Raw genomic sequence first — 13412 nt, 5'->3', positions numbered from 1 at the left:
CGCCACGCGCGCGCTCAGGTCAGCTCGAGTCAGCTGAGGTCGGGAAAGGAGTCGGTGCGCGCCAGCCAGCCCTTGAGGAACTTGCCCAGCGGCGGCTTGGCCGCGACCAGGCGCTGGTAGTAGTCGCGCCGGCCCTGCTTGTAGCGGGCGTACAGATCGCGCTGGTCGGCGGCCTTCAGCGCCGCCAGGGTGGCCGGGCCGAACTTGCCGTCCTCCGGCAGTTTCAGCGTCGGCGTCTGCGCGTTGAGCACGCGCTGCAGCAGCTTGATGGCGTTGTTGCCGGCGTTGACCTGGAAGTCGAACAGGATGTTGGCCAGCGGCTGCAGCGCGATCTCGTCGCCATGCACCGCATTCCAGTAGCAGGTCTTGTAGATCTCCCCGGCCTGCGCGTCGGTGAGCGCGCGCAGGTTGTCCAGGGTCGGCTCCAGTTGCAGCAGGCTCTTGGCGTACAGGCGGAACGTGGCCAGGGTGATGCCCTTGTTGGTGGCGCCGCCCGGGTCCACCGGGTCGTTGACGAAGCCGCCCTCGTGCTTGAGCAGGGTCGGAAAGAACGCGTTGAAGTCGGCCATGGGATCCTCCGCTGATGCCCGGTGTGGGCGTGGAGGAAGTCTGCGCAGCGGCCTGCGTCGGCGGGATCGGCAAAAGCCCGATCCGGCGGCGCCTGCGCACTGAGGCGCCGCGTGGATCCGCAGGTCGGGCATGCGGGCGCCGCACCGGCGCGGGACGCGCGCCGGCCGCAGGCTTCTGGGATAATGGCCGGCAATGAGCAAAATCGCCGAACTCCTGCGCAACAATCGCGCCTGGTCCGATCGCATCAGCCGCGAAGACCCGGATTTCTTCAGCCGCCTGTCCAAGCAGCAGACGCCGGAATACCTGTGGATCGGCTGCTCCGATTCGCGGGTGCCGGCGAACCAGATCATCGACATGGCACCAGGCGAGGTGTTCGTCCATCGCAACATCGCCAACGTGGTCGTGCACACCGACCTCAACTGCCTGTCGGTGATCCAGTTCGCGGTCGAGGTGCTGAAGGTGCGGCACATCCTGGTCGTGGGCCACTACGGCTGCGGCGGCGTGCACGCGGGCCTGACCCGCGCGCGGCTGGGCCTGGTCGACAACTGGATCCGCCACGTCACCGACGTGGCCGAGAAGCACGAGCAGTGCCTGCAGCAGGCCGGCGACCTCAACGTGCAGCATGCGCGCCTGTGCGAGCTCAACGTGCTCGAACAGGTGGTCAACGTCAGCCGCACCTCGATCGTGCTCGACGCCTGGGCGCGCGGCCAGGAACTGACCGTGCACGGTTGGGTCTACAGCCTGCGCGACGGCCGCGTGCACGACCTGGGCATGGAACTGGACCGCATCGAGGACCTGGTCCCGCGCTACGACGCCGCCCTGGCGCGGATCGGCCAGGACCGCGAGGACCGCTGACCGGTCCGCCGCTCCGCCCCTTTCCGCAAGGAACCCGCATGCTCCCTGGCCCGCTCAACCTGCACGCCTGGATCGACGCCCACCGCCACCTGCTCAAGCCGCCGGTGGGCAACAAGTGCCTGTATGCCGGCGACTTCATCGTCATGGTGGTCGGCGGGCCGAACGCGCGCAGCGACTACCACTACGACGAAGGCCCGGAGTGGTTCTACCAACTCGAAGGCGAGATGGTGCTGAAGATCCAGGAAGACGGCGCAGTGCGCGAGATCCCGATCCGCGCCGGCGAGACCTTCCTGCTGCCGCCGAAGGTGCCGCACTCGCCGCAGCGCGGGCCCGACTCGGTCGGCCTGGTGATCGAGCGGCGACGCCTGCCGCACGAGCAGGACGGCCTGCTGTGGTTCTGCGAGCGCTGCAACCACCTGCTGCACGAAGCCTACTTCCCGCTGCGGGACATCGAGACCGACTTCCCCCCGGTGTTCGCGCGCTTCTACGCCTCCGACGCGTTGCGCACCTGCGCCCGCTGCGGCCACGTGCATCCGCTGCCGGCGGCCGCCGCGCCGTGATCGCCCGGCGCCCGCGCCATCCGGGATGGCGATGCTGCGCAGCCTGATCGCGCTCAAGCCGCGCGACGTGCCGGTGCGCGTGGCCCTGCGCAACACCGCCGCGGTGGTCGCGCCGCTGGCGCTGGGCGTGGCCGCCGGCCATGCCGAGCTGGGCCTGGCGGTGTCCACCGGCGCGCTCAACACCATGTTCTCCGACCAGCCCGGCCCGTACCGGGCGCGGATGCAGCGCATGCTGATGGCGGCGCTGGCGGCCGGCGTCGCCGCGCTGCTGGGCATGCTGATCGGCGCGCATACCGTGGCACTGGCGCTGAGCGCGCTGCTGCTCGGCCTCGGCGGCGGCCTGCTGGTGGCGCTGGGTCCGGTGGCGGCGCGGGTCGGGCTGACCAGCATGATCCTGCTGGTGGTCAGCGCCGACGTGCGCCTGCCGCCGCTGCAGAGCGTGGGCGTGGCGACGCTGATCTTCGCCGGCGGCGTGCTGCAGATGCTGATGGCGCTGGCCGCCTGGCCGCTGCAGCGCTACCGCCCGGAGCGCTTCGCCCTGGCCGACCTGATGCGGCAACTGGCCGGCATCGCCCGCCAGCGGCCGAGCGCGACCGCGGCGCCGCCGGCCACCGAGGCGGTGCTCGAGGCGATGGTGATGCTGCACGGCGAACACCGCTCGCGTGGGCGTGCGGTGCAGGCGTTCCGGATCATCGCCGAATTGTGCGAACGCGCGCGCCTGGAACTGCTGACCCTGGCCGACCTGCACGGCCGCCTGGAGCCGGCGTCGCCGGCGCGGTTGCCGATCGAACGCGTGCTCGAGCGCAGCGCGGTGGTGCTGGACCAGCTCGCGCATGCACTGGACAGCGCCGAGGATCCCGACGCGGCCACTGCGTCGATGACCGGATTCGACGATCTGGTGGACGCGCTGGCGCAGGTGCAGGCGCAAGCCGAGGACACCCGCGAGCGACGCCTGCTGCGCATCGCGGTGGCGCGCGCGCAGGGCCTGGGCGGCCAGTTGCGCGCGCTGGCGCGCAATGGCCGCTGGGCCAGCAGCCGCGGCGAGATCCAGGCCGAACTGGCCGAAGCGCAGTTGCCGGCGGCGCTGCGCCCGCTGGCGCCGCTGCAGACCTTGCGGGCGAACCTGAACCTGTCCTCGGTGGCGTTCCGCCACGCGCTGCGCTGCGGGGTGTGCCTGGCGCTGGCGGTGCTGTTCACGCGCTGGCAGGCGATCCCGCACGGCTACTGGATCCCGATGACCACGGCGATCGTGCTCAAGCCGGATTTCGGCGGCACCCTCAGCTTCGGCGCACTGCGCGTGGCCGGCACCTTCGCCGGCTTGCTGCTGGCCACCGTGCTGGCCCATTTCGTGATGGACGGGGCGGTGGTGCGGCTGCTGTTGCTGACCGTGTTCTGCCTGGGGTTCCGCCTGCTGACCCAGGTCAACTACGGGCTCGGCGTGGCGTCGCTGACCGGCATGCTGGTGCTGTTGCTGTCGTTCGAGGGCATGGCCCCGGGCGAGGCGATCGGCGAGCGCATCCAGGCCACCGTGCTCGGCAGCGCGCTGGCGCTCACGGCCTATGCGCTGTGGCCGACCTGGGAACGCAAGCACATCCGCGCGATCCTGGCGCAGTTGCTGCTCGCCTATCGCGACCATCTCGACGCGGTGCTCGAAGGCCGCCTGCAGGCGCTGCCGGAGACCCGCGCGGCCTCGCGCACCGCGCGCACCAACGCGCAGGCCTCGATCGAACGCCTGCGCGGCGAGCCGCGGCGCAAGCGCAACCTGCGCGAACTGACCCTGGCCGAATCGGTGCTGGCCAACGGCAACCGGCTGATCCGCGCCTCGCTGGCGCTGGAGGCGGTGCTGCGCGATGCACCGCCACCGCCGCCGCTGCCGGAACTGCAGCACTTCCGGCAGCAGGCGCATGCCGCGCTGACCGAACTGGCCGACGGCCTGCGCAGCGGCACGCCGCCGCCGCAGGCCAGCCTGCGCGCGGACGAGCGGCGCCTGGCCGAGGCGTTGGCCGCGCAGCCGCAGGACGGCAGCGACGGCGGCGCCCTGTCCGCGCTGGGCGACACCAGCGACCGCGTCGCCGACAGCATCGGCACCCTCACCCACCTGGTCCGCAGTGCGCTGCTGCCGGCCGCGGCGGCCGCCAAGGAACAGGCGCCGGCGACCGCGCACCGCAGCGGCTGAACAGCGACGCGGCCTGCGCGTTCGGAAAGGTCCGCGCCGCAGCGCCCGCCCACGCCGCCCGGCAGTCACCTCACGTCGTCCCGCACGCTCTAGACTCTCGCCCTGCTTCCCGGAACCCAATGCCGATGAACGAGATCCTGTCCCGCCAGCACGCCATCGCCCTCGACGCCGCCGATCCGCTGCGCGCCTTGCGCCAGGAGTTCCTGTTCCCGCAGCACCAGGGCGCCGACCAGGCCTATTTCGTCGGCAACTCGCTGGGCCTGCAGCCGCGCGGCGCGCGTGCCGCGGTGCAGGAAGTGCTGGACAAGTGGTCGTCGCTGGCGGTGGAAGGCCATTTCAACGGCGATACGCAGTGGATGACCTACCACGAACTGCTGGCCGCACCGCTGGCGCGGCTGGTCGGCGCGCATCCGCACGAAGTGGTGGCGATGAACACGCTGACGGTGAACCTGCACCTGCTCATGGTCAGCTTCTACCGGCCCACCCGCGAGCGCCCGGCGATCCTGATCGAAGCCGGTGCGTTCCCCTCCGACCAGCATGCAGTGGCCTCGCAGATCCGCTTCCACGGCTTCGACCCGGCCACCGACCTGATCGAAGTGCAGCCCGACGGCGCCGACGGCACCGTGTCGCTGGCGGCGATCGAGCGCGCCATCGCCGAGCACGGCCCGCGCCTGGCGCTGGTGCTGTGGCCGGGCGTGCAGTACCGCACCGGCCAGGCCTTCGACCTGGCCGCGGTGGCGCGGCTGGCGCGCGCGGCCGGCGCCGCGGTCGGCTTCGACCTGGCCCACGCCATCGGCAACGTGCCGCTGCAGCTGCACGATGCCGCGCCGGACTTCGCGGTGTGGTGCCACTACAAGTATCTCAACGCCGGCCCCGGCGCGGTCGCCGGCGCCTTCGTCCACGCGCGCCACGGCCACGGCGATACCCCGCGCTTCGCCGGCTGGTGGGGCCACGACAAGCGCACCCGTTTCCGCATGGCGCCCGAATTCGTCGCCGCGCCCGGTGCCGACGGCTGGCAGCTGAGCAATCCGCCGATCCTGAGCATGGCGCCGCTGCGCGCCTCGCTGGACCTGTTCGAGCGCGCCGGACCGGACGCGCTGCGGCAGAAGTCGCAGCAGCTCACCGGTTACCTGGAGACGCTGATCCGCGCCCGCCTGGCCGACACCCTGCAGATCATCACCCCGTCCGACCCGGCGCAACGCGGCTGCCAGCTGTCGCTGCGCGTGGCCGGCGGCCGCGAGCGCGGCCGCGCCCTGTTCGAGTACCTGCAATCGGTCGGCGTGCTCGGCGACTGGCGCGAGCCGGACGTGATCCGGATCAGCCCGGTGCCGCTGTACAACCGCTACCGCGACGTCTACCGCTTCGTCGAGGAAGTGGAAACCTGGGCCGGCGTCTGAGCCGCCTTCTTCGCGCGGCCAGCCGCCGCGCCTTCCGGACACCGCATTGAACGCATCCCCCCGCAGCATCACCCTGATCGGCGCCGGCCTGGCCGGCTCCCTGCTCGCCATCCTGCTCTCGCGCCAGGGCTGGCAGGTCACCGTCTACGAGCGTCGTGGCGACCCGCGCGTGCACGACTACGAGCGCGGCCGCTCGATCAACCTGGCCCTGGCCGAACGCGGCCTGCACGTGCTGCGCCAGGCCGGTGCCGATGCCGCGGTGATGGCCAAGGCGGTGATGATGCGCGGGCGCATGGTGCATTTCGCCGACGGCCAGCAGCAGTTGCAGCGCTATGGCCGCGACGACAGCGAGGTGATCTGGTCGGTACACCGCAACGATCTCAACATCACCCTGCTGCAACTTGCCGAGCAGGCCGGGGCGCGCATCCATTTCTACCGGCGCCTGCACACGGTGGATTTCGATGCCGGCTATGCGCGCTTCATCGACGACCGCGATGACCAGCCGCACGACATCCGCTTCGACAGCATGATCGGCGCCGACGGCGCCGGCTCGGCGCTGCGCGCGGCGATGCAGCGCAAGGCGCCGATGGCCGAGCACATCGAGTTCCTCGATCATTCCTACAAGGAACTGGAGATCCCGCCCGGCGCCGACGGCGGCTTCCGCATCGAGCCCAACGCCCTGCACATCTGGCCGCGCGGGCACTACATGTGCATCGCCCTGCCCAATCACGAAGGCACCTTCACCGTCACCCTGTTCCTGCCCAACAAGGGCGAGCCCAGCTTCGCCACCGTGCGCAGCGGCAAGGAAGCGCTGGCGCTGTTCGCGCGCGATTTCGCCGATGCGCTGCCGCTGATGCCGCAACTGGCCGAGCATTGGGAACAGCATCCGCCGGGCCTGCTCGGCACGCTGCGCCTGGAGCGCTGGCACCTGGACGGCCGCGCGGTGCTGCTGGGCGACGCCGCGCACGCGATGGTGCCGTTCCACGGTCAAGGCATGAACTGCGCGTTCGAGGATTGCGCCGCGCTGGCCGCGCACCTGCAGCGCGAACCGGACCTGGCCCGCGCCTATGCCGCCTTCGAGGCCGAGCGCAAACCCAATGCCGGCGCGATCCAGCAGATGGCGCTGGAGAACTACGTGGAAATGCGCGACCGCGTCGGCGATGCCGGCTTCCTGCTGCAGCGCGAACTCGGCCAGGCGCTGCAGGCGCGGCATCCCACCCGCTTCGTGCCGCACTACACCATGGTCACCTTCCTGCGCACGCCGTACGCACAGGCGCTGGAACGCAGCGAGGTGCAGCGCGACATCCTGGTCCAGGCCACGCAGGGCCACAGCGATCTGTCGCGGATCGACTGGCAGTGGCTGGAACGCGCTGTGCATGCGCGGCTGGAACCGCTGGAGGGGGCGCATTGAACCGGCGTACCCTGTCACGGTGTCTGCATTGTCGTAGGAGCGGCTTCAGCCGCGACAGCATTACCGGTAACGCCCATCGCGGCTGAAGCCGCTCCTACCCAGGGATTATCACGCTCCGCGCCTCGCCTGCCTCACACCATTCGACTCTTCATGCCCGACAGCTTCCTCTTCTACGACCTGGAAACCTTCGGCGCCGATCCGCGGCGCACGCGCATCGCGCAGTTCGCGGCGGTGCGCACCGATGCCGAGCTGAACGTGATCGAGGAGCCGATCAGTTTCTTCGTCAAGCCGGCCGACGACCTGCTGCCCTCGCCGGTCGCCACCCTGATCACCGGCATCGCCCCGCAGCAGGCCTTGCGCGAGGGCGTCAGCGAAGCCGAGGCGTTCGCGCGCATCGCCGAGCAGATGGCGCGGCCGCAGACCTGCACGCTGGGCTACAACTCGCTGCGCTTCGACGACGAGTTCGTGCGCCACGGCCTGTTCCGCAATTTCTACGACCCCTACGAACGCGAGTGGCGCAACGGCAACTCGCGCTGGGACCTGCTGGACATGCTGCGGCTGATGCACGCGCTGCGCCCGGAGGGCATCGTCTGGCCGCAGCGCGAGGACGGCGCCACCTCGTTCAAGCTGGAGCAACTGGCATTGGCCAACGGCGTGCGCGACGGCGATGCGCACGAGGCGCTGTCGGACGTGTACGCCACCATCGGCATGGCCCGGCATTTCCGCCGCAGCCAGCCGCGGCTATGGGAGTACGCGTTGAAACTGCGCGACAAGCGCTTCTGCGGCAGCCTGCTCGACGCGGTGGCGATGCAGCCGGTGCTGCACGTGTCGATGCGCTATCCGGCCGCGCGCCTGTGCGCGGCGCCGGTGCTGCCGCTGGCGCGGCACCCACGCATCGACAGCCGGGTGCTGGTGTTCGACCTGGAAGGCGACATCGAGCCGCTGCTGCGCTATTCGCCGGAGCAGATCGCCGACCGCCTGTATACCCCGCAGGCCGACCTGCCCGAGGGCGAGCAGCGCATCCCGCTCAAGGAAGTGCATCTGAACAAGGCACCGGCGCTGGTCGCCTGGGCGCACCTGCGCGAGGCGGATTTCGCCCGGCTGCGGCTGGACCCGGCGCAGCTGTTGGCCAAGGCCGCGCGCCTGCGCGAGGCCGGCCCGGCATTGGCTGAGAAAGTACGACGGGTGTTCGCCAGCGAGCGCGCCACGGTGCCCGCCGATGTCGACGCTTCGCTGTACGACGGTTTCCTGGCCGATGGCGACAAGCGCGCGATGGCCCAGGTCCGCGCCACCCCGCCGGCGCAACTGGCCGCGCTGGAAGGCCAGTTCCGCGATCCGCGCCTGCCGGAGCTGCTGTTCCGCTACCGCGCGCGCAACTGGCCGCAGAGCCTGTCCATCGCCGAGCAGGCGCGCTGGGACGACTACCGGCGGCAGCGCCTGCAGCAGGACAGCGGCCTGTCCGAACTGAACTTCGACGCGTTCTACGCGGAACTGGCCGCTTTACGCCTGGCTCACCCGCAGGATGCTACCAAGCAAGCCCTGCTCGACCAGTTGGCCGCCTGGGGCCACGACCTGCAACGCAGCCTATGACCAGCTATTTCAGCGACGCCAGCTTCAAGTTCCTGCGTGCCCTTGCGCGGCACAACGACAAGGCCTGGTTCAACGACAACCGGCACAAGTACGAAGAACACGTGCGCCAGCCGTTCCTGCGCCTGATCACCGATCTGCAGCCGGACCTGGCCCAGGTCAGCGAGCACTTCCGCGCCGACCCGCGCGGCGTCGGCGGCTCGCTGTTCCGCATCCACCGCGACGCGCGCTTCTCGCACGACAAATCGCCTTACAAGACCTGGCAGGGTGCGCGCCTGTTCCACGAGCGGCGCAAGCAGGTGCCGGCGCCGTCGTTCTACATCCACCTGCAGCCGGGCGAAAGCTTCGTCGGCGCCGGGCTGTGGCATCCGGAACCGGACACGCAGCGCAAGGTGCGCCAGTTCATCTTCGACAATCCCGGCAGCTGGAAGGCCGCCGCGCATGCGCCGGCGCTGCGCCGCCGCTTCGACTTCGAAGAAAGCGAGATGCTGGTGCGGCCGCCGCGCGGCTTCCCGGCCGACTTCGACTACATCGACGATCTCAAGCACAAGAACTGGGTGTTCTGGCGCCAGCTCGACGACGCGACCATGACCGGCCCGCGGCTGCGCACGCAGATCGCCGCCGACCTGCAGACGCTGGGCCCGTTCGTGGACTATCTGTGCGCGGCGCTGGACCTGGAATTCTAGAGCCGCAGTGCTTCCCCGCAGGAGCGGCTTCAGCCGCGACAGGCGTCACCGGTCACGCGTCGCAGCTGAAGCCATTCCTACAGAAGGCCCACACGCGCAAACGAGGCACACGATGAAGAAATGGCTGGCCTTGCTGTTCCTCGCCCTGTTCGCCCTCGGCGGCTACGTCGTCGCCGGGCCGTACCTGGCCATCCGCGGCATCGACCAGGCGCTGCGCGAGCGCGATGCCGCGGCGCTGGAGCGCTACGTCGACTTCCCCACCCTGCGGGTCAATCTCAAGGCCCAGGTGGACGACGCGCTGGTGCGGCGCGCCGGCCCCGACCTGCAATCCAGCCTGTTCGGCGGCGCACTGCTGTCGCTGGCCGGCGGCCTCGGCGGCATGAGCGTGGACGCGATGGTCACCCCGGCCGGCATCGGCGCCCTGATGCAGGGCGACGCGCTGTGGAAACGCGCCAGCGGCGACACCATCGGCAGCGATACCTATGCCGCGCCGCGCCCGCCTCAACCGTTGCGCCAGGCCGAACACCGCTTCGAATCGACCACGCGCTTCGTCGCCACCGTGCACACCGCCGACGGCACCGCGGTGCCGTTCGTGTTCACCCGTGAGGGCCTGCGCTGGAAGCTCAGCAACATCCTGCTGCCGCTGTAGGCGGTGGCGGCTGGGTCAGGATTCCCTTTCAGAGCATCTGCAACACCGCGTTTTGCCGGGATCTTGCTGTCTCGTAGGAGCGGCTTCAGCCGCGACGAGGCCTTGCCTGGAAAGCCATCGCGGCTGAAGCTGCTCCTGCGGGTGCACCCTGTCGTGGCTCCCTTCAGTCGCGACGAGCGAAGCGCGGAGTTCCCCCAGGCAGCATGCAGTCGGGACTGAAGTCCCTCCCACAGGAGGCACATCGGGCCGTCCCCTGCCCTTCGTTGTCTGCAGGGCTGATCAACCGTTCGGCCAGGCGCACGCAGGCAGTTCCTCCAGCGTTGCCTGCCCTGGCCTCGACACGGGAGCGCCGCTACAGCTGCACGCAGATCAGCTCGGATACTTCCGGATCGCCGGCGCTGCACCACAGGTTGCTGGTGGCGAATGCGCATCGCGCGTCCGGGCACATCAGCACGATCTCGAACGCCGGCGGCGCCTGCACCCAGCGGTGTGGTGCGCACGCGTCGGTGCGGAAGGACGCGACACCGGTCTGAACATGTCGCGCTTGCTCGCCGGTCGTTGCCGTGGTGGCGGCCACCGTCAGCATGCGGCCATCGCGGGTGACCGCGATGTTCCAGAAGTCGGTGCCAAGGTCGATCTCCGTCACCGACGTGTACGGCGGGTCCATGAAGCCGGCGGCCGCGGTCGGCGCCGCCCACGACACGCGGTTGCCGTCGACGATGCGGCCGTGTCCGAGCGAGAGCCACAGGCGGCCCTGCCCGTCCATCGCCGAATGGCAGATCGGCGGCATCCGCGCGATGCGCTTGGGGGGTCCGGGCAGGCCGGGCTCTGCGAGCCAGACGCTGCCCTCGGCCGCCACCGCCAGGATCTTTCCATCGGGCGTCGCGTGCAACTGCAATTCCTCCGCCAGCGCCCTGCGCCGCACGCTGCCATCCGCCAGGCCGATGGCGCTGAGCTGTGCCGCGCGGGCATTGACCGCATGCACATGGCCACCGAGCGGCAGCAGGCGGTCGATGTAGCGCGGAATGCGCGACGTCCACTTTTCCGCGACGCGCAGCGTGCCGGCCTCGAGCCGGAACAGCTTGGTATCGGTGGCCGCCAGCACGCTGCCCTCGCCGTCGCTGGCGAAGGCCCGCGCCTGGTTGCCGAGGGCGACCGACGCCACTTCGTCGCCTGTCGCCATGGACAGCGCGCGCACCCGCAGCGCGCCGAAGCTGACGCCCCATCCATCCGCGACCAGCACCTGCCCGGCCCGCTCGTCCAGCCAGAGTCGATGGGCGGCGACGCCGGGTACGGTGGTCCGCCACAGAATCGTGGCAGCTTCAGGACCTGCGCTCGCGTGCCCAGGCGGGGACGCAGCTGAATCGTGTTGCGGACGCATCGATGCGCGGACTCTTCCATCAAAACGAGCTGCAATTCTTGCAAATCGCACCTGAGCGCAACGTGTTTTGCCAGCGCTGGCATGCAACTTACGACAGGCGCCGTGCGCGAACGATGCAGGCGCTGCGCAAGGACGAACGCGCGCGGCATCGCGTACCAGACCCGCGCTTCGCAATGACGCACTTGCCCCACAGCGACTGCGCCATCACGCGCGTCGCGCCAGTGCACGCCCCAACCAGCGCCGAGACGCGTCAGGCCACGCGCCTGATGGGTCGCGACCGCAACGGCCCGAGCCGCGCAGACACGCCACGCATCTTTGGCACGCGTAACCCGATGACCCGATAGAGCCAGCACCGACTTAGCGCGGCGCGTCCTGTCCGGTCCTGCCCGCCATCGCCTGCTGCACGCGCCGAAACGGCGTGCGCAGTTGCCAACGCGCCGACCAAGGCAGGCGTGCCAAGGCTGCGTGCGCATCCAGCGCAGGCAGCGCACCGGTCCAGGCGAACACCACATGGTTGTCCATCTGCGGCTCGTCCAGGCGCAGCACGCGGCCGCCGAACAGCGCGCGCAGATGCGCCAGGTGGCGGCGGGTGTCGGTGTCGTACAAGTTCACCGCCAGCACCCCGCCCGGCGCCAGGGCCGCGTGGCAGTCCTCGTAGAAGCCGCGGCTGAGCAGCGCGGCCGGGATGCCGTCGGCGTCGTAGGCGTCGAGCAGCAGCAGGTCGTAGCGGTCACGGCGTTGCCGCAGCAACCGCGCGCCGTCGCCGTGCACGGCCTCCAAGCGCGCGTCGTCGTCCGGGATACGAAAGGCGCTGCGCAGGGCCAGCACGTCGGCGTCGGCCTCGATCGCCTCGATCCGCGCCTGCGGCAGGTGCCGGTAGCAGAACTTGGCCTGCGAGCCGCCGCCGAGGCCGACGATGCCGATCCGCCGCGGATCCGGGCGCAACAGCAGCGCGCCGAGCATGCTGCGGGTGTAGCCCACCTGCAGCACGTCCGGCCACCAGGTGTACATGCGGCTCTGGGTCACCTCGCCCTTGAACTGCAGGCTGGTGTAGCGCCAGCCGTGGCGCACGTAGGGGCGTCCGGGACGCAGGTCGGCAGGCGCGTCCGCTCCTTGCCGCAGCAGGCGGCGCAGCGCGGCCCAGCGGCCGCCGGGTGCCGCGCTCACGGCTTGGCGATGTCGTTGGCGACCCCGTGCGGCACATGTCCGGCGGCGACGCGCTCGCGGGCGGCGCTGTCGATGTTGTGCTGCGAATCGTCGAAGAAGATGTCCGCACCGAACGCCTGCAGGAACGGGCCCTTGTGGCGGCCGCCGAGGAACAGCGCCTCGTCCAGGCGCACACCCCATTCGCGCAGGGTGCGGATTACCCGCTCGTGCGCCGGCGCCGAGCGCGCGGTGACCAGCGCGGTGCGGATCGGCGAGGCCTCGCCAGCCGGGAACGCGGACTGCAGCGCATGCAGCGCCGACAGGAAATTGCGGAACGGCCCGCCGGTCAGCGGCTCGCGTGCGTTCTCGCGTTCGTAGCGGCCGAACGCTTCGACGCCCTGCTCGCGCGAGAAGCGCTCGCCCTCGTCGCCGAAGATCACCGCATCGCCGTCGAAGGCGATGCGCAACTGGGTGGAGAGACGGTCCGCATCGATCGCGCCGGCGGCCGCGGCCGCTTCCTGCGCGTGCTCGCCCGGCGGCTTGGGCAGGATGGTCGCCGCGGCGATGCCGTGGCTGAGCGCACGGCGCACCGACTCCGGGTTGGCCGAGAGGAACAGGTCGGTGCCGAACGGCTTGACGTAGGGCCAGGTCGCCTCACCTGAGGTGAAGGTGGCACGCACGATGCCCAGGCCGTAGTGCTGGATCGAGTTGAAGATGCGCAACCCGGTGTCGGCGGAATTGCGCGAGAGCAGGATCACCTCCACCGGCGGCGTCTCCGGCGGCGTACCCTGGTTCAGCGCCAACAACTTGCGCACCACCGGAAACGCCACCCCGGGCGCCAGCACATCGTCCTCGCGCTCGCGCTGGTATGCGCTGTACGCCTCCACCCCGTCCCGCTCGAACAGGGCATGGCCCTCTTCCAGATCGAACAGGGCGCGCGAGGTGACCGCGACGGTGAGCAGACGGGGGGAGTTGTCGGACATTTTGGCTGGGA

At 70.5% G+C, this 13412-nt stretch carries 13 protein-coding genes; 9 read left to right on the top strand and 4 right to left on the bottom strand.

Features of this window, described 5'->3' with window-relative positions; all coding sequences use genetic code 11:
- Positions 1-29: 29 nt before the first annotated feature.
- Positions 30-569, bottom strand: coding sequence for a glycoside hydrolase family 108 protein (locus PG878_RS09415; RefSeq protein WP_209031308.1), 540 nt, complete (start codon positions 567-569; stop codon positions 30-32).
- 193 nt (positions 570-762) lie between these two features.
- On the opposite strand from PG878_RS09415, the gene can reads away from it, so the two are divergent.
- The 8 genes from can (at position 763) to PG878_RS09375 (ending at position 9891) form a co-directional block, all read left to right on the top strand.
- Positions 763-1425 carry a carbonate dehydratase gene (gene can / locus PG878_RS09410; protein WP_010342513.1) on the top strand — a complete coding sequence of 221 codons (663 nt, stop codon included), beginning with the start codon at positions 763-765 and terminating at the stop codon, positions 1423-1425.
- Positions 1426-1463: 38 nt separating this feature from the next.
- Positions 1464-1985, top strand: coding sequence for a 3-hydroxyanthranilate 3,4-dioxygenase (locus PG878_RS09405; RefSeq protein ID WP_209031307.1), 522 nt, complete (start codon positions 1464-1466; stop codon positions 1983-1985).
- A 31-nt stretch (positions 1986-2016) separates the two neighbouring features.
- Positions 2017-4161, top strand: coding sequence for an FUSC family protein (locus tag PG878_RS09400; protein WP_209031306.1), 2145 nt, complete (start codon positions 2017-2019; stop codon positions 4159-4161).
- A gap of 125 nt (positions 4162-4286) precedes the next feature.
- Positions 4287-5558, top strand: a complete 1272-nt coding sequence (gene kynU / locus PG878_RS09395) for a kynureninase (RefSeq protein WP_209031305.1) — start codon at positions 4287-4289, stop codon at positions 5556-5558.
- Positions 5559-5604: 46 nt separating this feature from the next.
- Positions 5605-6969, top strand: a complete 1365-nt coding sequence (locus PG878_RS09390) for an FAD-dependent oxidoreductase (protein ID WP_209031304.1) — start codon at positions 5605-5607, stop codon at positions 6967-6969.
- Between the two features lie 150 nt (positions 6970-7119).
- Entirely contained in the window at positions 7120-8559 is a 1440-nt protein-coding gene (gene sbcB / locus PG878_RS09385; protein ID WP_209031303.1) for an exodeoxyribonuclease I, read from the top strand.
- A complete protein-coding gene (locus tag PG878_RS09380; protein ID WP_160960284.1) occupies positions 8556-9242 on the top strand; it encodes a DUF2461 domain-containing protein in 687 nt (228 codons plus the stop codon). Before sbcB ends, PG878_RS09380 begins: the two co-directional genes overlap by 4 nt.
- 112 nt (positions 9243-9354) lie before the next feature.
- Complete coding sequence (locus tag PG878_RS09375) at positions 9355-9891, top strand: DUF2939 domain-containing protein (RefSeq protein ID WP_209031302.1); 537 nt, start codon at positions 9355-9357, stop codon at positions 9889-9891.
- Between the two features lie 352 nt (positions 9892-10243).
- On the opposite strand, the gene PG878_RS09370 is transcribed toward PG878_RS09375, so the two are convergent.
- Positions 10244-11272: a hypothetical protein gene (locus tag PG878_RS09370; protein ID WP_209031301.1), complete on the bottom strand. Its 1029-nt coding sequence runs from the start codon at positions 11270-11272 to the stop codon at positions 10244-10246.
- A 2-nt stretch (positions 11273-11274) separates the two neighbouring features.
- Between PG878_RS09370 and PG878_RS09365 the strand changes: the two genes are divergently transcribed.
- On the top strand, positions 11275-11616 hold the full coding sequence (locus PG878_RS09365; protein ID WP_209031300.1) for a hypothetical protein: 342 nt from the start codon (positions 11275-11277) through the stop codon (positions 11614-11616).
- Between the two features lie 13 nt (positions 11617-11629).
- Here the strand turns inward: PG878_RS09365 and PG878_RS09360 are convergent, their stop codons facing one another.
- The gene (locus PG878_RS09360; protein WP_209031299.1) at positions 11630-12439 is read right to left on the bottom strand and encodes a fused MFS/spermidine synthase; all 810 of its coding nucleotides are present in this window, start codon (positions 12437-12439) and stop codon (positions 11630-11632) included.
- The gene (locus tag PG878_RS09355) at positions 12436-13401 is read right to left on the bottom strand and encodes a 5'-nucleotidase (RefSeq protein WP_153750457.1); all 966 of its coding nucleotides are present in this window, start codon (positions 13399-13401) and stop codon (positions 12436-12438) included. The genes PG878_RS09360 and PG878_RS09355 overlap by 4 nt, the downstream gene beginning before the upstream one ends.
- Positions 13402-13412: the final 11 nt, after the last annotated feature.

Origin of the sequence: Xanthomonas hawaiiensis (assembly GCF_031834635.1) — a bacterium.
Classification (GTDB): Bacteria; Pseudomonadota; Gammaproteobacteria; order Xanthomonadales; family Xanthomonadaceae; genus Xanthomonas_A; species Xanthomonas_A sacchari.
The sequence above is the reverse complement of the archived record's forward strand: the minus strand, read 5'-3'. Positions and strand labels throughout refer to the sequence as shown.